21 protein-coding genes and 1 other annotated feature are annotated in these 20,148 nt (G+C 42.6%); of the genes, 5 read left to right on the plus strand and 16 right to left on the minus strand.

All coding sequences use genetic code 11. The annotated features are described in order from the left end of the window. Window positions 1-2 precede the first annotated feature (2 nt). Genes pheA through aroA form a run of 3 tightly spaced genes read right to left on the minus strand, consistent with a single transcriptional unit; the run spans window position 3 to window position 2,601 of the window. Window positions 3-830 carry a prephenate dehydratase gene (gene pheA / locus JNG37_RS06020; protein WP_158455182.1) on the minus strand — a complete coding sequence of 276 codons (828 nt, stop codon included), beginning with the start codon at window positions 828-830 and terminating at the stop codon, window positions 3-5. Next, window positions 821-1,312, minus strand: coding sequence for a shikimate kinase (locus JNG37_RS06025; RefSeq protein ID WP_158455184.1), 492 nt, complete (start codon window positions 1,310-1,312; stop codon window positions 821-823). The genes pheA and JNG37_RS06025 overlap by 10 nt, the downstream gene beginning before the upstream one ends. An 8-nt stretch (window positions 1,313-1,320) precedes the next feature. After that, on the minus strand, window positions 1,321-2,601 hold the full coding sequence (gene aroA, locus JNG37_RS06030) for a 3-phosphoshikimate 1-carboxyvinyltransferase (RefSeq protein ID WP_158455186.1): 1,281 nt from the start codon (window positions 2,599-2,601) through the stop codon (window positions 1,321-1,323). 260 nt (window positions 2,602-2,861) lie between these two features. Here aroA and JNG37_RS06035 point away from each other — a divergent pair, with 260 nt between their 5' ends. The 4 genes from JNG37_RS06035 to aroB are packed head-to-tail and all read left to right on the plus strand — an operon-like array spanning window position 2,862 to window position 6,911. Continuing rightward, window positions 2,862-3,884 carry a 3-deoxy-7-phosphoheptulonate synthase gene (locus JNG37_RS06035; RefSeq protein ID WP_158455188.1) on the plus strand — a complete coding sequence of 341 codons (1,023 nt, stop codon included), beginning with the start codon at window positions 2,862-2,864 and terminating at the stop codon, window positions 3,882-3,884. Between the two features lie 9 nt (window positions 3,885-3,893). Then, a complete protein-coding gene (locus JNG37_RS06040) occupies window positions 3,894-4,919 on the plus strand; it encodes a 3-deoxy-7-phosphoheptulonate synthase (RefSeq protein WP_158455190.1) in 1,026 nt (341 codons plus the stop codon). 42 nt (window positions 4,920-4,961) lie between these two features. Next, on the plus strand, window positions 4,962-5,831 hold the full coding sequence (locus JNG37_RS06045; protein WP_158455192.1) for a shikimate dehydrogenase: 870 nt from the start codon (window positions 4,962-4,964) through the stop codon (window positions 5,829-5,831). A gap of 12 nt (window positions 5,832-5,843) precedes the next feature. After that, window positions 5,844-6,911 carry a 3-dehydroquinate synthase gene (aroB, locus tag JNG37_RS06050; RefSeq protein ID WP_158455195.1) on the plus strand — a complete coding sequence of 356 codons (1,068 nt, stop codon included), beginning with the start codon at window positions 5,844-5,846 and terminating at the stop codon, window positions 6,909-6,911. A gap of 141 nt (window positions 6,912-7,052) precedes the next feature. On the opposite strand, the gene JNG37_RS06055 is transcribed toward aroB, so the two are convergent. The 9 genes from JNG37_RS06055 to JNG37_RS06095 form a co-directional block, all read right to left on the minus strand. Beyond that, window positions 7,053-7,853, minus strand: coding sequence for an ABC transporter ATP-binding protein (locus tag JNG37_RS06055; protein ID WP_158455197.1), 801 nt, complete (start codon window positions 7,851-7,853; stop codon window positions 7,053-7,055). A gap of 9 nt (window positions 7,854-7,862) precedes the next feature. Continuing rightward, complete coding sequence (locus JNG37_RS06060; protein ID WP_158455199.1) at window positions 7,863-8,756, minus strand: ABC transporter permease; 894 nt, start codon at window positions 8,754-8,756, stop codon at window positions 7,863-7,865. A 50-nt stretch (window positions 8,757-8,806) separates the two neighbouring features. After that, window positions 8,807-9,781 (minus strand): ABC transporter substrate-binding protein, encoded by a 975-nt coding sequence (locus JNG37_RS06065; protein WP_158455201.1) that lies wholly within the window; start codon window positions 9,779-9,781, stop codon window positions 8,807-8,809. A 24-nt stretch (window positions 9,782-9,805) separates the two neighbouring features. Continuing rightward, entirely contained in the window at window positions 9,806-10,765 is a 960-nt protein-coding gene (locus tag JNG37_RS06070) for an ABC transporter substrate-binding protein (RefSeq protein WP_158455203.1), read from the minus strand. A gap of 464 nt (window positions 10,766-11,229) precedes the next feature. After that, window positions 11,230-11,568, minus strand: coding sequence for a YlbF/YmcA family competence regulator (locus JNG37_RS06075; protein ID WP_158455205.1), 339 nt, complete (start codon window positions 11,566-11,568; stop codon window positions 11,230-11,232). A gap of 9 nt (window positions 11,569-11,577) precedes the next feature. Beyond that, window positions 11,578-12,681 carry a prephenate dehydrogenase gene (locus tag JNG37_RS06080; protein ID WP_158455207.1) on the minus strand — a complete coding sequence of 368 codons (1,104 nt, stop codon included), beginning with the start codon at window positions 12,679-12,681 and terminating at the stop codon, window positions 11,578-11,580. Window positions 12,682-12,689: 8 nt separating this feature from the next. After that, window positions 12,690-13,856 carry a chorismate synthase gene (gene aroC / locus JNG37_RS06085; protein WP_158455209.1) on the minus strand — a complete coding sequence of 389 codons (1,167 nt, stop codon included), beginning with the start codon at window positions 13,854-13,856 and terminating at the stop codon, window positions 12,690-12,692. Further along, window positions 13,857-14,531 carry a type I 3-dehydroquinate dehydratase gene (gene aroD / locus JNG37_RS06090; protein WP_158455211.1) on the minus strand — a complete coding sequence of 225 codons (675 nt, stop codon included), beginning with the start codon at window positions 14,529-14,531 and terminating at the stop codon, window positions 13,857-13,859. It lies immediately after the preceding gene. Beyond that, entirely contained in the window at window positions 14,528-15,691 is a 1,164-nt protein-coding gene (locus tag JNG37_RS06095; protein WP_158455213.1) for a class I SAM-dependent rRNA methyltransferase, read from the minus strand. The genes aroD and JNG37_RS06095 overlap by 4 nt, the downstream gene beginning before the upstream one ends. Window positions 15,692-15,811: 120 nt before the next feature. Between JNG37_RS06095 and JNG37_RS06100 the strand changes: the two genes are divergently transcribed. Further along, a complete protein-coding gene (locus tag JNG37_RS06100; protein WP_158455215.1) occupies window positions 15,812-17,992 on the plus strand; it encodes an LTA synthase family protein in 2,181 nt (726 codons plus the stop codon). Between the two features lie 139 nt (window positions 17,993-18,131). On the opposite strand, the gene rplT is transcribed toward JNG37_RS06100, so the two are convergent. The 4 genes from rplT to cmk all read right to left on the minus strand — a co-directional run bounded on the left by rplT (window position 18,132) and on the right by cmk (window position 20,139). Further along, on the minus strand, window positions 18,132-18,491 hold the full coding sequence (gene rplT, locus JNG37_RS06105; RefSeq protein WP_024531755.1) for a 50S ribosomal protein L20: 360 nt from the start codon (window positions 18,489-18,491) through the stop codon (window positions 18,132-18,134). Between the two features lie 42 nt (window positions 18,492-18,533). Continuing rightward, on the minus strand, window positions 18,534-18,734 hold the full coding sequence (gene rpmI, locus JNG37_RS06110; protein ID WP_012027223.1) for a 50S ribosomal protein L35: 201 nt from the start codon (window positions 18,732-18,734) through the stop codon (window positions 18,534-18,536). 24 nt (window positions 18,735-18,758) lie between these two features. After that, window positions 18,759-19,280 (minus strand): translation initiation factor IF-3, encoded by a 522-nt coding sequence (gene infC / locus JNG37_RS06115; protein WP_158455217.1) that lies wholly within the window; start codon window positions 19,278-19,280, stop codon window positions 18,759-18,761. A 25-nt stretch (window positions 19,281-19,305) separates the two neighbouring features. Further along, window positions 19,306-19,435: a sequence feature (ribosomal protein L20 leader region), on the minus strand. Between the two features lie 26 nt (window positions 19,436-19,461). Then, on the minus strand, window positions 19,462-20,139 hold the full coding sequence (cmk, locus tag JNG37_RS06120) for a (d)CMP kinase (RefSeq protein WP_158455219.1): 678 nt from the start codon (window positions 20,137-20,139) through the stop codon (window positions 19,462-19,464). Between the last annotated feature and the right edge of the window lie 9 nt (window positions 20,140-20,148).

The following is a 20,148-nucleotide window of genomic DNA, read 5'->3' on the forward strand; positions in this document are numbered from 1 at the left end:
ACTTATTTGATCTGATAGACCATATAGTTCCCTAAAATTTTATAAGAAATCCCCAAACTTGTCAATTCTTTTAAGGCATAGCTGAGCAGTTCATCCTGCTGGTTCTCCGCGTCAATGATAAAGAAGTACTCACCAAGTGCCGTTTTGAGAGGCCGACTTTCAATCTTGGTCAGGTCAATCCCCCGCCAAGCAAAAACAGACATTGCCTTATAAAGAGCACCTGGTAAATTATCTGGCAGAGTTAGCGCCAAAGATACTTTCTTCTCTCCAGCTGGCAATGAAAGCCTCGGTTTGTCCTGCCCCAATAGCCAAAAACGGGTAAAGTTTTGGCTAATTTCCTGAATATCCTGAGCCACAACTTCCAAGCCATACTCATCCGCCGCCGCATGAGGTGCGATTGCGGCGAAGGGGTGTTCGGGATGCTCCGCTACAAACCGTGCCGCGTAGGCAGTACTAGCTGTCATTTCAAGTCGTGCCTGCGGATAATGCTCCTGGACGTACTTCTTGCCTTGAGCTATGGCCTGCGGGTGCGAATAGATAACCTCAATCGGCTTATCTGCACTGGTTGCCAAGAGTTGTTGGGCGATGGGCTGCACAACCTCTGCAACTGCATGAATTTCCGCCTGATGGAAAAGATAATCAATGGTCTCATGAACACTGCCCTCAATGGAATTTTCAACAGGAACAACTGAATACTCTACTTGCCCTGATTCAAAGGCCTTGATGACTTCCGTTATAGTCCCATAAGCCAGCAAATCAGCCTCTGGAAAGGCTTGCTGGGCAACGTGGTGAGTAAAGGACCCGCGAGGGCCTAAGTAAGCTACTTGCATAGAATTTTCCTTGCTACATGTTCTGGACTTAAATCATCCGTATCAATGACGGTATCAGCCAATCCTTGATAGAGAGACATTCGCTCTTGATAGATTGTTTCAAAGTCATCCTTACTATTTTCTAAAAAGAGGGGACGCTGGGATTGACTATCTTGGCTAATTCGCTCATAGGCAACATCAAATGATGCCGTCAATAAGACATTATTTTCCTTATTCTTTTGCAATAACTGACGATTGAACTCTGATTTGACTACACCGCCACCTGTCGACACAAGGCAGTCAGCTGACAAGGCCAACAATTCTTTCAAGACTTCCGTTTCAACTTGACGAAAGGCGGCTTCACCTTTAAGTCTGAAATAATCTGCGATAGACATGCCAATTCGTTCTTCAATGATTTGGTCCATATCGTAAACAGGTAAATTTAGCAAATTTGCAGTAGTGGTTTTTCCTACTCCCATAAATCCAAGTAAAACGATTGGCATAATTTCTCCTAGTCTATCAAACTATTTAAGTGGTCAAAGAAGGCTGGATAGCTGGTATTGATCGCTTCCGCTCTTTCCAAGTCCACTTCTCCATCCTGAGTCAAAAGGGCCGCAATAGCTGCCATCATCCCGATACGGTGGTCGCCAAAGGTATTGACAGTCGCACCGTGCAAGCTAGTTTTTCCATGGATAATCATACCATCTGCGGTCGGATCAATGTTTGCTCCCATACTATTCAGGGCATCTGCTACCACTTGAATACGGTCTGTTTCCTTAACTTTCAGCTCCTCCGCATCCCGAATGACCGTTGTGCCATTGGCTTGGGTGGCTAGGAGAGCAATAATCGGCAATTCATCAATCAAGCGTGGAATGAGGTCGCCAGCAATCTCTGTCCCTTGCAAGTCAGAAGTTTCCACTGTAATGGTCGCAGATTTTGCCAGCTCATCCACATGGGACAGGCTAATCTTGCCTCCCATTGCCTTGATAACATCTAAAATCCCAATCCGTGTTTCATTGATACCGACATTTTCCAGAACGATCTTGGAATTTGGCACCACCAGACCAGCTACTAACCAAAAGGCCGCACTTGAAATATCCCCCGGAACCGTAATCTCCTGACCAGTAAATTCCTGACCACCTCTGATACGAATTTCCTTACCATTGACATCCAACTGACCGCCAAACTGGACAATCATATCCTCCGTGTGATTACGGGTCAACTCTTTCTCGATGATGATACTCTCCCCTTCAGCCTGTAAGGCTGCAAATAGCAGAGCAGACTTGACTTGGGCTGATGCTACAGGGAGTTTGTAGTGGATAGCTTGTAAATTCTTGCTACCCTTGATGACCAGAGGTGGCAAATCACGCTCGGTCTGTCCAGCGATTTCGACACCCATTTGACTAAGAGGAATGGTCACACGGTCCATTGGTCGCTTAGAAAGGGAATCATCACCAAACATGGTCGCTTCAAAGTCCTGACCAGCCAAAACACCTGAAATCAAGCGAATAGAGGTGCCTGAATTTCCCATATCTAGGTGATTTTTAGGAGCTTGTAAGCCTTCAAAACCAACACCATGTACTTCAACCACATCACCTTTATCTTCTATTTTCACACCCAAATCACGAAAAACCTGCATGGTGGACAAAACATCCTCACCACGCAAGATATCATAGACCTTGGTAACACCTTTAGCGATGGAACCAAAGATAATAGAACGGTGACTAATCGATTTGTCTCCCGGTACTCGGATAGTTCCTTTTAATGCTTGAACATTCGTTTTTAATTTCATTTCATTGTACCTCAGAACAGTTTCAGTTCTATTCTAGCATATTTTCAAAGAGTTTTCAGATTTTTTTGACAATTTCAGATTAATTTCTATAAGAAAATTCCTCTTGAAGCATAAAAATATATGTGAAGTTCAGATTGTATCATATCAATCTCAGAATTTCCAGAATTTACTGAAAATTTTATCAAAATGAATTTATTTTAGTTTAAAAATCTTAAAAATAATGGTAAAATTAAGGAATATACCAATGAAAGAGGACTTCTATATTGTTTACAGCAATCAGTAAAAAAATTGACATCAATCAAGTGCGAGAGCATTCTAAACTCTCTCCAGAAACACTTGCTAAAAAACAAGCTCGTGACCGTGAACTTGAAGCCATCTTAAAAGGTGAAGATGATCGTCTTCTCCTAGTAATTGGCCCATGTTCATCAGACAATGAAGAGGCCGTCTTGGACTACGCACACCGTTTGGCCAAACTTCAAGAAGAAGTCAAAGATAAAATTTTCATGGTCATGCGGGTCTACACTGCCAAGCCACGTACAAATGGTGACGGCTACAAGGGCCTCATGCACCAACCTGATACAGATGCCGCACCAAGCTTAATCAACGGTATCAAGGCTGTGCGTAATTTGCACTACCGCGTCATTACCGAAACTGGATTAACAACTGCAGATGAAATGCTTTATCCAGAAAACCTGCCATTGGTAGACGACTTGGTTTCCTACATCGCTATCGGAGCACGTTCGGTGGAAAACCAACAACACCGCTTTGTTGCATCAGGCATCGACGTTCCAACTGGCCTCAAAAACCCAACATCAGGTAACCTCAAAGTCATGTTCAATGGTCTTTTTGCCGCTCAGAAGAAACAATCATTCCTCTTCAATAATACGGAAGTTGAAACATCTGGTAACCCACTTGCTCACGTTATCCTTCGTGGCGCAGTCAATGAAAATGGCAAATATGTACCAAACTACTACTACGATAATCTCTTGGAAACCATTGAACTCTATGGCCAATTTGGCTTGAAAAATCCATTCATCATCATTGATACCAACCATGACAATTCTGGGAAAAATTATTTGGAACAAATCCGTATCGTCCGTCAAACCTTAATCAACCGTGACTGGAACGAATCCATTCGTAACTACGTTCGCGGCTTCATGATTGAATCCTACATTGAAGACGGTCGCCAAGACAATCCAGATGTCTATGGAAAATCCATCACAGACCCTTGCTTAGGCTGGGAAAAAACACAAGAACTCATCCGAGAAATTTACAAGAGATAGGAAAATACTATGGGAATCCACAAACGTAGCATCAGTTTAGACATTGATAAAGTAAAAGAGCTTTCAAAGCTCGAAGGAGACTTTCTGGCTGCAAAAAATCAGCGTGATGAAGAACTGAAAGGCATTATCCGAGGCGAAGATGACCGTTTGCTCTTGGTTATCGGCCCTTGCTCTTCTGATAATGAAGAGGCCGTTTTGGAATACGCACGTCGTCTCTCCAAACTTCAAGAGGAAGTCAAGGATAAAATCTTCATGGTCATGCGGGTTTACACAGCTAAGCCACGTACCAATGGGGAAGGCTATAAAGGACTGGTTCATCAGCCAGATACTTCTAAATTACCAGACCTCATTAACGGAATTGCAGCCGTTCGTAATTTGCATTACCGTGTCATTACTGAGACCGGACTCACAACTGCTGATGAAATGCTCTACTCTGCCAACTACCCACTGGTAGAGGATTTGGTTTCCTACCATGCCATCGGAGCTCGTTCGGTTGAAGACCAAGAACACCGCTTTGTTGCCTCAGGCATCGACATGCCAACAGGTATGAAAAACCCAACTTCTGGTAACTTGACTGTCATGTTCAACGGTATCTACGCAGCACAAAACAAGCAGAATTTTATCTACCGTGATGCCGAAGTTGATACAGATGGCAACCCTCTAGCTCATGCTATCCTTCGTGGTGCCAATACTGAAAAGGGCGGATATGAGCCAAACTACTACTACGATATTCTCTTGAAAACTATCAAACAGTATGAACAATTTGGTCTTAAAAATCCATTTATCGTCATTGATACCAACCACGACAATTCTGGTAAAAACTACCTGGAACAAATCCGTATCGTCCGTCAGACCCTCATCAACCGTGATTGGAATGAAGCGATTCGCAAATATGTCCGTGGTTTCATGATTGAATCCTACTTAGAAGACGGCCGTCAAGATAGCCCTGAGGTATTCGGCAAATCCATTACAGACCCTTGTTTGGGCTGGGATAAAACGGAAGCCCTTATCCGTGAAATCCACCAAACTTTATAAACTCGACTATTAAAAAAATCAGATGAAAAATGGAGGAGACCTGTGACTATTGATGGATATACTCGCTTAGCTGCTGTTGTAGCCAAGCCAATCAAACACTCAATTTCCCCTTTTATTCATAATCTGGCTTTTCAAGATACAGGTGTAAATGGAGTATATGTTGCTTGGGAAATTCCAGAGGAAGACTTGGCTGTTACGCTAGAAAATATCAAACGCTATGATATGTTTGGAATCAATCTTTCTATGCCCTATAAGCAAGCTGTCATCCCTTATCTAGATGATTTAACAGCGTCTGCACGCCTGATTGGCGCTGTCAATACCGTTATTCATCAGGATGGAAAGCTAATTGGGCACAATACTGACGGTATTGGCTTTTTCAAAAGCTTGGAAAATTTAAGAGGATTTCAAGTAGACAACAAATGCCTGACCATTCTAGGTGGTGGTGGTGCTTCTACTGCTATCATAGCTCAGGCTGCACTGGACGATGCCAAAGAAATCACCATTTTCTGTCGGAAACAAAGCTTGGAAAGAACAAAGGCAAGCATTGCACCAATTACACAAGCTACTGGAGTGCCCATGAAGGTTCTAGTCAACGATGATAGCCAGTTGATGCAAGAAGAAATTACCAAGTCAGACCTGTTGGTCAACGGCACTAGTGTCGGAATGGACGGAGTTTCTTTACCTGTCCCTACCAGCCTAGAATTCCCAGAACAGCTCTTGGTTGCAGATATCATATACCAACCTTTTGAAACACCTTTAATGAAGCTTGCCCAGTCACAAGGCAACCCAACTATCAATGGTTTGGGCATGCTACTCTTTCAAGCAGCTGAAGCCTTCCAAGCCTGGACTGGTAAGGAAATGCCGACTGACTTGATTTGGGACCAATTAGTCCAGAAATACGACATCAAATAGAGAGGAAATCTGATGAAACTGACCGTCAATATTCCCTACAATCCCTACGACATCCTTATCCAAAGAGGAAGTTTAGCACAGACAGGTGCATGGGTCAAAGAACTTTGGAAACCTCAGAAAATCGCCATTATTACAGATGACCACGTTGGCTCACTCTACCGTGAAACAGTCCAGTCAAGCTTGGAACAAGCTGGTTTTGAAACCATTGCTTTTGAATTTTCAGAAGGCGAAGCATCAAAAAATCTTGACACTGTCAATCAAGCCTACGAATTTCTCGTAAAAAATGGCATGACACGCAGTGACGGAATCATTGCCCTGGGTGGTGGTGTCGTTGGTGATTTGGCAGGTTTTGTCGCTTCTACCTATATGCGTGGTATCCATTTCCTACAAATCCCAACCAGCCTAACTGCCCAAGTCGATTCTTCTATCGGGGGAAAAACTGGCGTGAACACCCCATTTGCCAAAAATATGGTGGGGACCTTCTGCCAACCAGACGGCGTTCTCATTGACCCTGATACCCTAAAAACACTCGGCAAACGTGAATTGATTGAAGGAATGGGCGAGGTTGTCAAATATGGCTTAATAGATGATGTGGAGCTCTGGGAAACCCTAGACCAATTAGACGGCTCTGTCGAGAGCATTCTGGAGCATGCTGACTATATCATCTACCACTCCTGTGAAGTTAAACGCAAGGTCGTTGTCGAAGATGAATTAGACAACGGTGTCAGACTCTACCTAAACTTCGGTCACACGATCGGACATGCTATTGAAGCGACCGCTGGCTACGGCCAGGTCATGCACGGTGAAGCTGTTGCCATCGGTATGGTACAAATCTCACGCGCAGCTGAGAAAAAAGGACTGATGCCAACCGGTATGACAGAAAAGATTATCGCCATGTGTGAAAAATTCGGCTTGCCGATTGCACATCAGCCTTGGAATGTAGATGAATTATACGCCGCCCTAACTCACGATAAAAAAGCACGTGGCAAGACCATCAAACTTGTCATCGTACCACAATTAGGCCAGGCAGCCATCCATCAAATTCCAATGGAAGAAATGCTGGAATATCTACAAGTCTAGTCAAATAAATTAGCTTTCAGACAAGAACTGAAGAGCAGGCAGTACTAGAGTACGGTAAGCTAAGAGTGACGATATAGCAAGGCTAATTCAAATGACGATATAAAAAAAGACTACTGATTTGAATAAATCAGTAGTTTTTTTTTACAAAATCATCTCATCATCAATGAGTTTTTCACCGCTATTTTTATGGAAGAGTTCCATAAGGTCTTGAACGGTTAAGTTTTTCTTTTCTTCACCACGAACATCGACAACGATTTGACCACGGTGCAACATGACCAAACGGTTTCCGTATTCAATGGCATTTTCCATGTTATGGGTAATCATAAGGGCTGTCAATTGATGACTTTCCACGATTTTCTTGGTCAATTCCATCACCATGTCACTGGTCTTTGGATCCAGCGCTGCAGTATGCTCATCTAGGAGGAGAACTTTGGGTTTCACAAGCGAAGCCATCATCAAGGTCAGTGCCTGACGCTGCCCCCCTGAAAGAAACTGCGTATCCACTTTCATACGCTCTTCCAAGCCCAAACCAAGTTCTTTCAAGGCCTCTTTGAAGATTGCACGTTCGCTGTCTTTCACACCCCAGCCTAGACCACGAGATAAACCACGACGGTAGGCAATGGCCATATTTTCTTCAATGGTCAAACGGGAAGCCGTGCCCATCTTAGGATCTTGGAAAACTCTACTAATGTCTTTTGAGCGTTTAGCAGCTGAAACATTTTTGATGGATTTTCCTTCAAGTAAAATATCACCTGAATCAACTGTCAGAGCACCTGCAAGTGAGTTCATAAAAGTTGATTTACCTGCACCATTACCACCGATAATAGAGATAAAATCACCTTCTTGTACATCTAAGTTTAAACCTCGAAGAACATGGTTCTCATTAACCGTTCCTGCTTCGAAGGTTTTATGAATATTTTGAATCGATAAAATAGTTGTCATTACTTCCTCCTAAGCATTTCCGTTCAACTTTGGACGACGAATGTTGAACTTTTTCTGCAATTCTGGCACATAGAGAACCGTTGCCAAGAGAATGGCAGAGAAGAGTTTCACAAGGTCAGCATCCATACCTGGAATTTCCAAGATAGTCAAGATAATCAAGCGGTAAATAACGGCTCCTAGTACGACAGATGCCAAGCGTTGTCCAATTTTCAAATTGCGCAATACCACTTCTGCGATAATCACAGAAGCCAAGCCGATAACAATGGTACCTGTACCAGAGTTCAAATCTGCATAACCATTGTTTTGTGTCAATAAGGCACCACAGAGGGCAATCAAGCCATTGGACAACATGTAACCATAGATTTTCATATTATCAACATTGATGCCGTTGGCTTCACTCATCGGGATATTGTCACCTGTTGAACGAATGGCCAAACCAATTTGCGTATTGAGCAAAAGAGTCAATAAAAGGATCACCACAATAACGAAGGCTGCTCCAATCAGCAAAACAGCATTTGTCTTCGTAAGGCCCAAATCTTGCAATTGTGTCACCAGTGTTTCCTGTTTTAGCAAGGCTACGTTTGCCTTTCCCAAAACCTTGAGGTTAATCGAGTAGAGGCCCGTCAAGGTTACGATACCTGTTAAAAGGGCTGGAATTTTCAACTTGGTATGAAGCAAGCCCGACACTAAACCAGCTAGCATCCCCGCGACAAAGCCTAGGAAGGTCGCAAGCAAAGGGTTCAGCCCATTAACAATTCCAGTTGCACAGACAGCGGCGCCAAGCGGGTAGGCACCTTCTGCTGTCAAGTCTGCGATATCTAAAATACGGAAGGTCAGGTAAACACCGATGGCCATAATTGACCAAAGGAGACCCTGAGAAATACTTGATAAAATCAAATCCACGATTTACTCCTTTTATTGCCCCGTCATCAATTGGGGTCTTCTAGTTTTTCTTATTCTGAAACGGTAAGGTTAGATACATCAATACCGAGTTTTTCTGCCATATCAGTATTGACATGCAATTCAACAGTTTCTGGATACTGAACAGCTGTTTCTGCTGGATCAGCACCTTCGAGAATTTCGATAGCAATCTTAGCAGTCTGACGCCCAAGCGCTTCGTAGTTAGTACCGTAAGTTAGGAGACCACCTTGATCTACCATGTCTGTCGAACCACCAATAACTGGCACTTTATATTCAACAGATAATTCACCAATCATTGACATCGTTGATGCAACAGTATTGTCCGTTGGAACAAAGACAGCATCTACATCTTGCATCAAGCTAGTTGCTGCGTCTTGAACTTCATTTGTCGAAGAAATGCCCTTAACAACAACTGTATAACCTGCATCTTCAAGTAATTTTTGCGCTTGCTCAACCTGTACTTCTGAATTTCGCTCACTGGTCGTATAGAGAATACCAACTGTTTTCGCATCTGGCACAGCCTGTCCCAATAATTCAACTTGTTTACCAATCGGTGCCTGGTCTGATGTACCTGTTAATAATCCGCCAGGTTGTTCAATTGATTCAACCAAGTCAGCTGAAAGTGGGTCCGTTACTGCAGTAAACAGAATCGGTGTTTCCGTCGAAACAGTTGCTAAACTTTGTGCTGCAGGTGTTGCAATCGCTAGGACAATATCATTATCACCGACCAATTGCTCCGAAATGGTCTGAAGGTTGGCTTGATCTCCTTGAGCATTTTGGTAGTCCAAGGTAATCTTGTCACCTTCTGTATAACCATTTGCAGCCAATTCTGCCACAAATCCTTCACGTGCTGCTGTCAAAGAATCATGCTCCATATACTGCAAAATACCAACAGCAACGGTTTCACTAGATGAACTGTTTGAAGATGTTGAGCATGCTGCTAAAGCCAAGGCGCTCAAACCGATAACTGAAATTCCTGTTAATTTTTTAACCAAATACGAATACATACATTTCTCCTAGCTATTTTTGATTTATTTCGCTAATGCTTCAATCGTTGCAGGATCAATTCCCACCGCACTAGCCATTTCTTCGTTCACTGCAATCGCTGCCGTTTCAGGTGTTTCAACTGCCAATTTTGCTGGATCAGCACCTTCAAGGATTTGGACAGCCAACTCACCAGCCTGAACACCGATAGCGTGGTAATCAACTCCGTAAGTGAAGAGGGCTGCATCTAGGACAGCGGCATCAGAACCCATTGCAGGGACTTTTGCTTCTTTCAAAATTTCACCGATTGTAGAAGCTGTTGAAGCTACTGTATTGTCTGTCGGAAGATAGATTGCATCAACCTGACCAGCAAGAGACGTCATCACTTGTTGTACATCATTGGTAGATGTAACTGTTTTGACAACAACGGAAACGCCAGCTGCTTCTAGGGCTTTCTTAGCGGTTTCAGCCTGAACTTCTGAGTTTACTTCGCTTGAGTTGTAGAAGATACCAACTGTTTTAGCTTCTGGTACAACTTTGAGCAACATGTCAATTTGACCTTCAACATCTGTCGCATCGACTGAACCTGTCATATTTCCACCAGGTGCTTCCATTGAATTCACTAAACCTGCTTCTACTGGATCCGTTACAGCAGTAAATACTGACGGTGTCTCCGAATCAACACTCAACAAGGCCTGGGCAGCTGGAGTCGCTATAGCAAAGTTCACATTGTTCTCTCCTGCCAACTGCTCCACCATAGTTTGGAGGTTTGCTTGATCACCCTGTGAATTTTGGTAATCAACTGTTAAGTTTTCACCTTCCACGTATCCTGCTTCTGCCAAGGCTTCTAAAAATCCTTCACGTGAAGCAGAAAGCGCATCGTGCTCAGCGTATTGGATAATACCAAGTTTTACAGATTCAGAATCGGAAGAGCTTGCCGAACAAGCCGCCAAAGTTACTGCTGACAATAGAGCTACTGAGCTCAATACAATTTTTTTAAACCCCATAAGTTTAATCTCCTTTAATTTTTTGAAATGATGCCATTTATCATCGGTCTGTAGCATGCAAGATACAAAAATGGGACCGTCCTAGATATATCTAAACGGTCCCAATTCTACTGTATAAGAAAAACAGAATGAGCGACTGGCCTATTTAGATATAACATCTATGTAGGCAACGTCAAAACAACCACAGCCACATAGATACAAACTTTACGTTCCCGTGTTTGTATCCATGAACTTCATGTCTACAAACACTATCTAAAATAGCTGTAGAAATACTTCTGATTGACTGATTGTGTTTGACAAGCTGTCTTCATACTGTGTCTCCTTTTCTCATTTCATTTAGGTTAGTAAAATAATAAAACTTTTTGATGGATTTGTCAAGCAATTTTATCCAGAATTGTCAGATTTTTTCAACTTTTTTGAAAATATTTCAAATATGAAAAAAAATATAGCCTTTCGGCCATATTTTACAGCAATTCATTTAATGGTTGGAAGATAATGCGTTCCAAATCCGCTACATAGGTTCCAAGAATTTGTTGTTTACTGAAATATTCAACAAGTAATGGATTGGCCTGAACTTGTTTATTAAACTCAACCATTTTTTTCTGAACATCCTCACCTGGAATTTGACCAGCCTGCAACTGTGCTTGGACATCTTTTTGGAAATTGACATAGTTTTCCAAGATTGTTTTGGCTTCCTTATTGCCATCGATTGAAACCTTAATCGCTTCGACTGCCTTGTATTCAGGTAAGTTTCGAATGGCGCGCTCCAATTGGTTGGCAATATCATAGATATTTGTTGACATAAGTTGCTCCTATTCTATCGAGATACGATAAGAAGTCTTCTCCTCCAATCGACGAAAAGCTTCTTGTTGATCTCGTTTATTTTTAAACGTTATTTGTAAAATACCATGAATATCTTCTCGATTTTCTTCATTAATACGAATATTGACGACTGAAATACCACGTAGAATTTCAAGTATGGCAAGAATGATGTCCTCTTGGTCTGGAACTGTGATAAACAGATCATAGAAGGAATCGACACCAGCTCGCTTATGGATTTCCATAGCTTTTCGGGTCTGCCGACCAGCTTCAAAGAACTGCCAGATTGCTTCTTCATCGCCTGCTTGAATCATGTGTGCAACTTGGTCTAGCCTAGCTTGAAATTCTTGCATTCTCTCTAAGATACTCTCACGGTTGGACAAAAGAATGCTAGTCCACATACCAGGCTCGCTCTCAGCGATCCGCGTCATATCCCGAAAACCACCTGCTGCAAAATTGTTGGTCAGCGGGTAGTCAGAAACGTAGGCCCCTGCTTGATTCATCAAACTGGAAGCCAAAACATGCGGAAAATGAGAAACTTGACTGGTAATGCGGTCATGGTCCTGGGCAGAAATCTCAATAAAGCGTGCTCGGAGTCCAGATAACAAATCTGTCATCCGGGCTATCGCGTCCTTTTTCGTTGCTAAAGAAGGCGTAAAAATATAATAAGCATTTTCAAACAAGTGGACATCTGCTGCCGCCGCCCCTGTCTTATGGCTACCAGCCATTGGATGACCACCGATAAAATTCACATTCTTAGGTGCCAAATAGGTATCTGCTGCTGCAACAATTTCTGCCTTGGTAGAACCTGCATCCGTAACCAAGACCTGTTCTTTCAAATCAAGAGTTGCCAGTTTTTTGATAAATTGAATGGTTTGCTTAATAGGAAGACATAAGATTATGACATCTGCCTCAGCCGCAAACTTTTCAAAACAATCCGTCGCAGCATCAATCATCCCAGCTTCAAGAGCGATAGTCCGTGATTCCTGACTTCGATTGTAACCTAACAAACGGTATTCCGGATGGTCACGTCGAATTCCAAGAGCAATGGAAGCTCCTATTAAGCCGAGCCCTGCGATATAAATCGTTTTTGTCATAGGCTCACCTAGAATTCTTTCGTAAACTGACGGTGTTTGTCAACCGCTTCTTTCAATTCCTCCATGTTATCAGAAGAGAATTTTTCTAAAATTTCAGTTGCAAGTACGGTTGCTACGACAGCTTCCATTACAACGCCTGCTGCAGGAAGAGCCGTAGGATCTGATCGTTCAACCGTTGCCTTATAAGGCTCGTGGGTTTCAATATCTACGGACATGAGTGGCTTATAGAGAGTCGGAATCGGCTTCATTACACCACGGATCACAATAGGTTCTCCGTTGGTCATCCCGCCTTCAAATCCTCCAAGGTTATTGGTACGACGCGTATAGCCTGCTTCTTCAGACCATACGATTTCGTCCATGACTTGACTGCCTTTTAAGTAACCCGCCTGGAACCCAACACCGAATTCAACCCCTTTAAAAGCATTGATGGAAACAACCGCTTGAGCTAGTTTGGCATCCAATTTCTTATCCCATTGTACATAGGAGCCCAGACCAACTGGCACTCCTCCAACGATGGTTTCAACAACGCCACCAATGGTATCCCCATCACGTTTGATTTGGTCGATATAGGCTTTGATCTCGTCTTCGCGCTCTTGGTTGACAATAGATACCTCCGATTGAGCAGCCAACTCCCGTACTTGGGCAACGCTAAGGCCATCTGGGATATCAATTTCTTTACCACCAAAGACGACTACGTGATTGGCAATTTCCATGTCCAATTCTGCTAAAATTCGTTTGGCAACAGCGCCAACTGCCACACGCATAGTGGTCTCGCGCGCACTTGATCGCTCGAGTGAATTGCGCAAATCATCAAATCGATATTTAATACCGCCAACTAGGTCAGCATGCCCAGGTCGTGGTCGCGTGATGCGGCGCTTACTTTTCAACTTATCATCAATATCTTCGACTGACATGATTTCCAACCATTTTTGATGGTCTTTATTAGTGACATTGAGTGTAATAGGAGCTCCTGTTGTTTTCCCATGTCGGACACCGGCAGTGATTTCCACCTGGTCGGTTTCAATTTGCATGCGAGCACCTCGACCGTATCCTCCCTGACGGCGTTTCAGGTCTTCATTAATCTGCTCTGCTGTTAAAGGTAGTCCAGCAGGAACTCCCTCAATAATGGCTGTTAATCGTGGTCCATGGGATTCTCCCGCTGTTAAATATCTCATCTAGTTCTCCAGTATTTCTAAAAATTTGCGTGTATTTGCTAGGGACATTTGGCCTGGTGCGCTAGCTTCGTCCAGGCTAGCAAAGGTCCAGCAAGAACCTGTTACAACTCCTGCTATACGCGACAGTTTTCCAAAACGCCCCATTGACATAGTCGCAAAAGCTTGGCCGGCGTGGAGGTTTTTAAAGGCACGTGTAAAGTTCATCACATCCAGTACATCCTGTTCGGTGTTAGCCATCACAGCCATCTTCACCACAGCAGGAGATAGACTAGTCAGCTCTGAAATGATCTCCATAAAATTATCAGGTGTTTCGATGAAGTTATGGTAGCTGAGAACCAAATTTGGAAATTCCAACATCTGATCAAAGACATCCCGATGACTATAGTATTCAAAGTCGATGTAATCAGGCTGATAAAGAGTTGCCACTTCCTTGATCAAGTGCACATAGTCCTGGTTCGATAGATCAATCAAACCACCTTCTTTGGTCGTTCGAAGAGTGAAAAGAATTTCACGGCCGACAAATTTCTCAAAAACAGCTGGCGCAACTGTCAAAATCTGTTCTTTTGGAAGATAATCTGCTCTCCATTCAATGATGTCGGCATCTGCCAAACGCTCAGCATCCAGTGCTAAGAGCTCTTCCATATTTTGGGGCATGATGGGGACGATAATTTTCATTTTTCTACCTGTATCGTAAATACCTTGAGGTAATTACTACTTTCATCAGATTGATTCACCGCAAAATCACTTGGGAGGCGGTAGGTGGCAAGGTATTTATGAGGAATACCTGCAAAACCTTTTTCAATTTGCGCTTTAAATTTTTCAATCGAAAGATTGGATGCGTTGGTCGAGGTAATCAATATCCCTTTGGGATTTAAAATCGTCAAGGCTTGCGAGACCAATTTGTGGTAATCTTTCACAACTGAAAAAGTTTGTTTTTTATTGCGAGCAAAGCTTGGTGGATCGATGACAATAACATCAAAACCAAGACCTTTTTTCTGAGCATACTTAAAGTATTCAAACACATCCATGACATGGAAGAAATGCTGCTCCAAGTCGATATGGTTGGCAACAAAATGCGCCTGAGACAATTCTCTTGATCGCTTAGCCAAGTCAACTGAACGGGTCTCAACTGCTCCACCAATGGCTGCTGCGGCAGAAAAAGCTGCCGTATATGAAAACATGTTGAGAACTGATTTTCCAGCGGCTAAACCATTCACTAGACTACCACGGACTTGGTGCTGATCCAAGAAAATCCCCGTCATCAATCCATCATTTAGAAAGACATGATAAGAGACACCATTTTCTAAAATGGTAAAGCTAGCAGGAGCTTCCTGACCGAAAAGATGGGCTGATTCATAGTCCAATCCCTTGAACCGAATTTTTTCATAACCACCAGCCAGCTCTGGATAGACGGACTGAAAAGCTGCTACAATCGTTTCTTTCTGTGAATAAACAAAGGCATTGTACCAAGAAAAGAGAGCGAAATCTCCATACAGATCGATGCTTAAACCGCCAAAACCATCTCCATCTTGGTTAAAAATCCGAAAAGCCGTTGTATGAGAATCCTCAAAATATGCCCGACGCTTGGACTTGGCAGCTTGAAATAGATTATGGTAGAAAACAGAGTCCAGTTTTCGTTTACCAGTTCCAATATACCAGCCGATTCCCTTGTTTTGCTGTGAAAGATAGGCTGTTCCGAGCAATTGACCGGACTGATCTTGCAATTCAACTACCGTTTCCATCTCCAAGGATTCAGGAAAATCTCCCGCATCCAACAATTGGATCCCTTTTCTTATTTTCTTGGCAACTTGTGCCCCAACTGTCAGTTTCTTCATATACTAATTATATCAGAAATTCTGAAATTAAATTTAAAAAAACTTCTATCTTTTATCCTAATTTTGAAAGTATGTTATAATGGACTGAGATTTTATTTTTACTCGAAGAGGAATAGATTTTTGAATAAACTTTTGAACTCCCTGAAAAAAGGGTTGAAAACACGACTGGGTTTTGTCCTACTATTGGTAGGCATTTATTGGCTAAAATCGATTTGGGCTTACTACATTGACTTTGACTTGGATATGAAGGGCTTCTACCAAAACATGCTGGCCTTCATAAATCCTATTCCATTTGGATTGCTGCTAATTGGCGCTTCCCTTTACATCCGTAAGACCAAGGTATTTTATGGATTTGCCTTTGCTATTTATTTTATTTTATTCTCTTGGCTGTTTTCAAATGCCATCTATTACAGGGAATTTTCTGATTTCATTACCATCTCGACTATGATGGCGACTTCAAGTGTCTCCGCAGGTTTGGGCGAAGCCGCTTTAAAACTCTTTCGGATCTGGGACCTAGTTTATCTGCTGGATTTCATCATCTTTGGTGTTCTACTCGTTAAGAAAATGGTGGTGTTGGATAAAAAGGCTTTCCCAATCCGCCAAAGCTTTGCCATCACAGCCTTATCTGTTATGCTTGCTTCAGCTAACCTCTTTCTGGCTGAAATCGATCGCCCAGAACTGCTGTCTCGCGGTTTTTCAAATACCTATATCGTCAGAGCTCTTGGATTACCAGCCTTTCTCGGCTATAATGCTAACCAGACCTATAAGGCCCATCAAGACCGTTCAGGAGCTACTGCTGAAGATCTGGTTCCTGTTCAAGAGTACATTTCTGAACACTATGCTGCACCAAACGACCAGTATTTTGGCATTGCCAAGGGTCGAAATGTTATCTATATCCACTTAGAAAGTTTGCAACAGTTCGTCATTGACTATAAGTTGAATGTCGATGGGGTTGACTACGAAGTGACTCCCTTCCTCAATTCCCTCTACCACTCTTCATCCACTCTCGCCTTTTCAAACTTCTTTAACCAGGTTAAGGCAGGTAAAACTTCTGATGCTGAGACCATGATTGAAACTTCTCTATTTGGACTCAACCAAGGGTCCTTTATGGTCCAATACGGTGGCACCAATACCCAACAAGCTGCCCCTCATATCTTAACTCAAAACGGAGGTTATAGCTCGGCTGTCTTCCATGGAAATGCAGGAAGTTTTTGGAACCGTAACAATACCTACAAACAGTGGGGCTACAATTACTTCTTTGATCAATCCTATTTCACTGAACAAACGGATGAAAACTCCTTCCAATACGGACTGAACGATAAAATCATGCTTGCTGACTCTATCGAATATCTAGAGCATATGCAACAACCTTTCTACGCCAAATACATCACTGTATCCAATCACTATCCTTATACAACCAGTTTGATTGGAGATGAGATCGGCTTCCCATTGGCCCAAACAGATGATGAAACTATCAATGGTTACTTTGCTACCGCTAACTACTTGGATTCTTCTATCGAAGCTTTCTTTAATTACTTAAAAGCCACTGGCTTGTATGAAAAATCCGTAATTGTTCTCTATGGAGATCATTACGGAATCTCAAATTCACGCAACCCTGACTTAGCACCTTTGATCGGCAAGGATTCTGAAACATGGTCTGATTATGACAATGCCATGTTGCAACGTGTACCTTACATGGTTGTTGTTCCTGGTATGACAACTGGCAAGATTATCGATACCTACGGAGGGGAAATCGATGCCCTTCCAACCCTTGAACATCTGCTTGGTATTGAGGCAAATAATTTCCTTCAGGTCGGCCAAGATCTCTTGTCTCCTGAAAATGACCAAGTTGTCGCCATGCGTACTTCTGGAACCTTTATTAGTCCGAAATACACCAGCTATGCAGGGAAATTGTACTATACAGAAACCGGTGAGGAAATCACCAATCCAGATGAAACAACAATTGCTGAAGTTGAGTTGCTCAAGGCTGCTGCTGCTGCACAATTAGCAGCGAGTGATGCCATTCAAACAGGTGACTTGATTCGCTTCTTTGACAATGGCCTCCCAATAGTGGATACCAGCCAGTTCTCCTACCTCAATTCTCTAGAGGCAGAATTGGCCATTGAAAAGGCTCTTGGCAATCAATCAACTAGCCTATTTAGTCAAAATGGCAACCAATCAACAGTGAACCTCTTTAAGGCGCCAAGCTATCAGGAACTACATAGTTCAACAAGTGCTTCTTCCTCTACTTCTACAAGTACAAGCACGACAACTTCAACCTCTTCGACAAGTGGAGAATAAATAAAAAAATGAGACTGGATTTCAATCGAGTCTCATTTTCTTATTGACAAATATATTTCACATTTTCAATTTTTGAATGATTTTCCCTTCTTCATACAAAAAAGACTGGTCAAGCCAGTCTTTTGAAAATATTCAAAGATTATTTTCCAAGTTTTGCTTTAGCAGCATCTGCAAGAGCTGTGAAAGCTGCTGCATCGTTAACTGCCAAGTCAGCAAGCATTTTGCGGTTTACTTCGATTTCTGCCAATTTCAAACCGTGCATCAATTGTGAGTATGACAAACCGTTCATGCGAGCAGCCGCGTTGATACGAGTGATCCACAATTTACGGAAATCACGTTTTTTCTGACGGCGGTCACGGTATGCATAGTAGTAAGAGTTCATTACTTGTTCTTTCGCAGTGCGGAACAAGAGATGCTTCGCTCCATAGTAACCTTTTGCTAATTTTAAAATACGTTTACGGCGTTTACGAGAAACAACGCCACCTTTAACACGTGCCATGTATATTTCCTCCGAATAATTCTCTAATTTCTAGTAATCGACTTATTTAAGTCCTGTAAGCATTGATTTGATACGCTTGAAGTCACCAGCATGTACCATACCTGCTTTACGAAGGTGACGACGTTGTTTTTTAGTTTTACCGTGGAAACGGTGTGAAGTATATGCGCGGAAGCGTTTCAAGCCACCAGAACCTGTACGTTTGAAACGTTTAGCTGATGCGCGGTGAGTTTTTTGTTTTGGCATGATATTCTCCTTTTGCTAAAAAGCTTATTTTTTGTCTGAAGCTGGGGCCAATTGCATAAACATTTGACGACCGTCCATCTTAGCACGCTGTTCGATAATAGCGATATCCTGAGTTGCTTCAGCAAACTCTGCTAGAACTTTTGCTCCAACTTCCTTATGGGTAATCATACGCCCCTTAAAGCGAATGGATACCTTGACCTTGTTTCCTTTTTCAAGGAATTTACGAGCATTACGAAGTTTTGTCTCAAAGTCGCCCTTATCAATAGTTGGGCTAAGACGTACTTCTTTTACAGTGACAACACTTTGTTTCTTGCGTTGTTCCTTCTGTTTTTTCTGGTACTCAAATTTGAACTTTCCATAGTCCATAATTTTTGCAACAGGTGGTTTCGCTTGCGGTTGAATTAACACAAGGTCAACGTTAGCAGCGTCAGCTAATGCTTGTGCTTCATTGAGTGGTTTAATACCCAACTGTTCACCCTCAAGGCCGATAAGACGAACTTCACGCACTCGAATTTCATCATTGATGAACAAATCTTGCTTTGCTATGGCTTTTCACCTCATTTTATTTTTTTCGAGAAAAACGAAACGGACTTGCTAAACAAGTCCGCACTACATCATTAGTCTTTCCGAAGAAATCTTGAACATGTAGGGCCAGACAACGTTAGTCGCAAGGCGAGAAGCTCTCACTTCTGCTTTTCTCAATACGACTATTCTAACATGTCTAAACTTACTTGTCAAGGATTTCTTTTGCTTTTTCTGAGATAAATGCTACAACGCCTTCGATAGAAACACCTGTTGTATCAAAGGTAATGGCATCATCTGCAGCTTTCAGGGGAGAAACTGCCCGATTAGAATCTTTATAGTCCCGAGCCGCAATCTCCTCTTTCAAGGTTTCCAAGTCTGTCTCGATACCACGTTCCGTATTTTCCTTAAAACGCCGAAGAGCACGCTCTTCAACAGAGGCAATAAGGAATATTTTGAGTTCCGCCTGTGGTAAAACAACTGTTCCAATATCGCGACCATCCATCACGATCCCACCAGCCTTTGCAATCTCCTGCTGCAAGGCAACTAGTTTCTCACGAACAGGCGCAAGCGCTGAAACCCAAGATACATTGTTGGTCACATCGTTGTCACGAATAGCCAAGCTAACATCTCGTTGACCGAGAAAGACGCGCTGTTGACCATCCTGATTCCGATCAAACGAAATCGGCTCCTGATCAACAAGTTCCAAGAGTTGACCAACCTGATCTTCTGCCAATTGGTGCTCCAATGCCAACAAAGTAACCGCACGGTACATGGCACCAGTATCAAGATAGGTATAACCAAACTGTTTGGCAATAATTTTCGCGACTGTTGACTTACCACTCGAAGCTGGTCCGTCAATTGCAATTTGAATCGATTTCATCGTACTCCT

The organism is Streptococcus suis, from assembly GCF_016775005.1.
Lineage (GTDB): Bacteria > Bacillota > Bacilli > Lactobacillales > Streptococcaceae > Streptococcus > Streptococcus suivaginalis.

Excerpts from the sequence above, each read along its gene's own strand:
- JNG37_RS06080 (WP_158455207.1), bottom strand. The coding sequence starts at position 12,681 with ATGACAAAAACGATTTATATCGCAGGGCTCGGCTTAATAGGAGCTTCC.
- cmk (WP_158455219.1), bottom strand. The coding sequence starts at position 20,139 with ATGAAATCGATTCAAATTGCAATTGACGGACCAGCTTCGAGTGGTAAG.
- rpmI (WP_012027223.1), bottom strand. The coding sequence starts at position 18,734 with ATGCCAAAACAAAAAACTCACCGCGCATCAGCTAAACGTTTCAAACGT.
- JNG37_RS06055 (WP_158455197.1), bottom strand. The coding sequence starts at position 7,853 with ATGACAACTATTTTATCGATTCAAAATATTCATAAAACCTTCGAAGCA.
- JNG37_RS06025 (WP_158455184.1), bottom strand. The coding sequence starts at position 1,312 with ATGCCAATCGTTTTACTTGGATTTATGGGAGTAGGAAAAACCACTACT.
- JNG37_RS06070 (WP_158455203.1), bottom strand. The coding sequence starts at position 10,765 with ATGGGGTTTAAAAAAATTGTATTGAGCTCAGTAGCTCTATTGTCAGCA.
- rplT (WP_024531755.1), bottom strand. The coding sequence starts at position 18,491 with ATGGCACGTGTTAAAGGTGGCGTTGTTTCTCGTAAACGCCGTAAACGT.
- aroB (WP_158455195.1), top strand. The coding sequence starts at position 5,844 with ATGAAACTGACCGTCAATATTCCCTACAATCCCTACGACATCCTTATC.
- JNG37_RS06075 (WP_158455205.1), bottom strand. The coding sequence starts at position 11,568 with ATGTCAACAAATATCTATGATATTGCCAACCAATTGGAGCGCGCCATT.
- aroD (WP_158455211.1), bottom strand. The coding sequence starts at position 14,531 with ATGAAAATTATCGTCCCCATCATGCCCCAAAATATGGAAGAGCTCTTA.
- JNG37_RS06095 (WP_158455213.1), bottom strand. The coding sequence starts at position 15,691 with ATGAAGAAACTGACAGTTGGGGCACAAGTTGCCAAGAAAATAAGAAAA.
- JNG37_RS06065 (WP_158455201.1), bottom strand. The coding sequence starts at position 9,781 with ATGTATTCGTATTTGGTTAAAAAATTAACAGGAATTTCAGTTATCGGT.
- aroA (WP_158455186.1), bottom strand. The coding sequence starts at position 2,601 with ATGAAATTAAAAACGAATGTTCAAGCATTAAAAGGAACTATCCGAGTA.
- pheA (WP_158455182.1), bottom strand. The coding sequence starts at position 830 with ATGCAAGTAGCTTACTTAGGCCCTCGCGGGTCCTTTACTCACCACGTT.
- aroC (WP_158455209.1), bottom strand. The coding sequence starts at position 13,856 with ATGAGATATTTAACAGCGGGAGAATCCCATGGACCACGATTAACAGCC.
- JNG37_RS06040 (WP_158455190.1), top strand. The coding sequence starts at position 3,894 with ATGGGAATCCACAAACGTAGCATCAGTTTAGACATTGATAAAGTAAAA.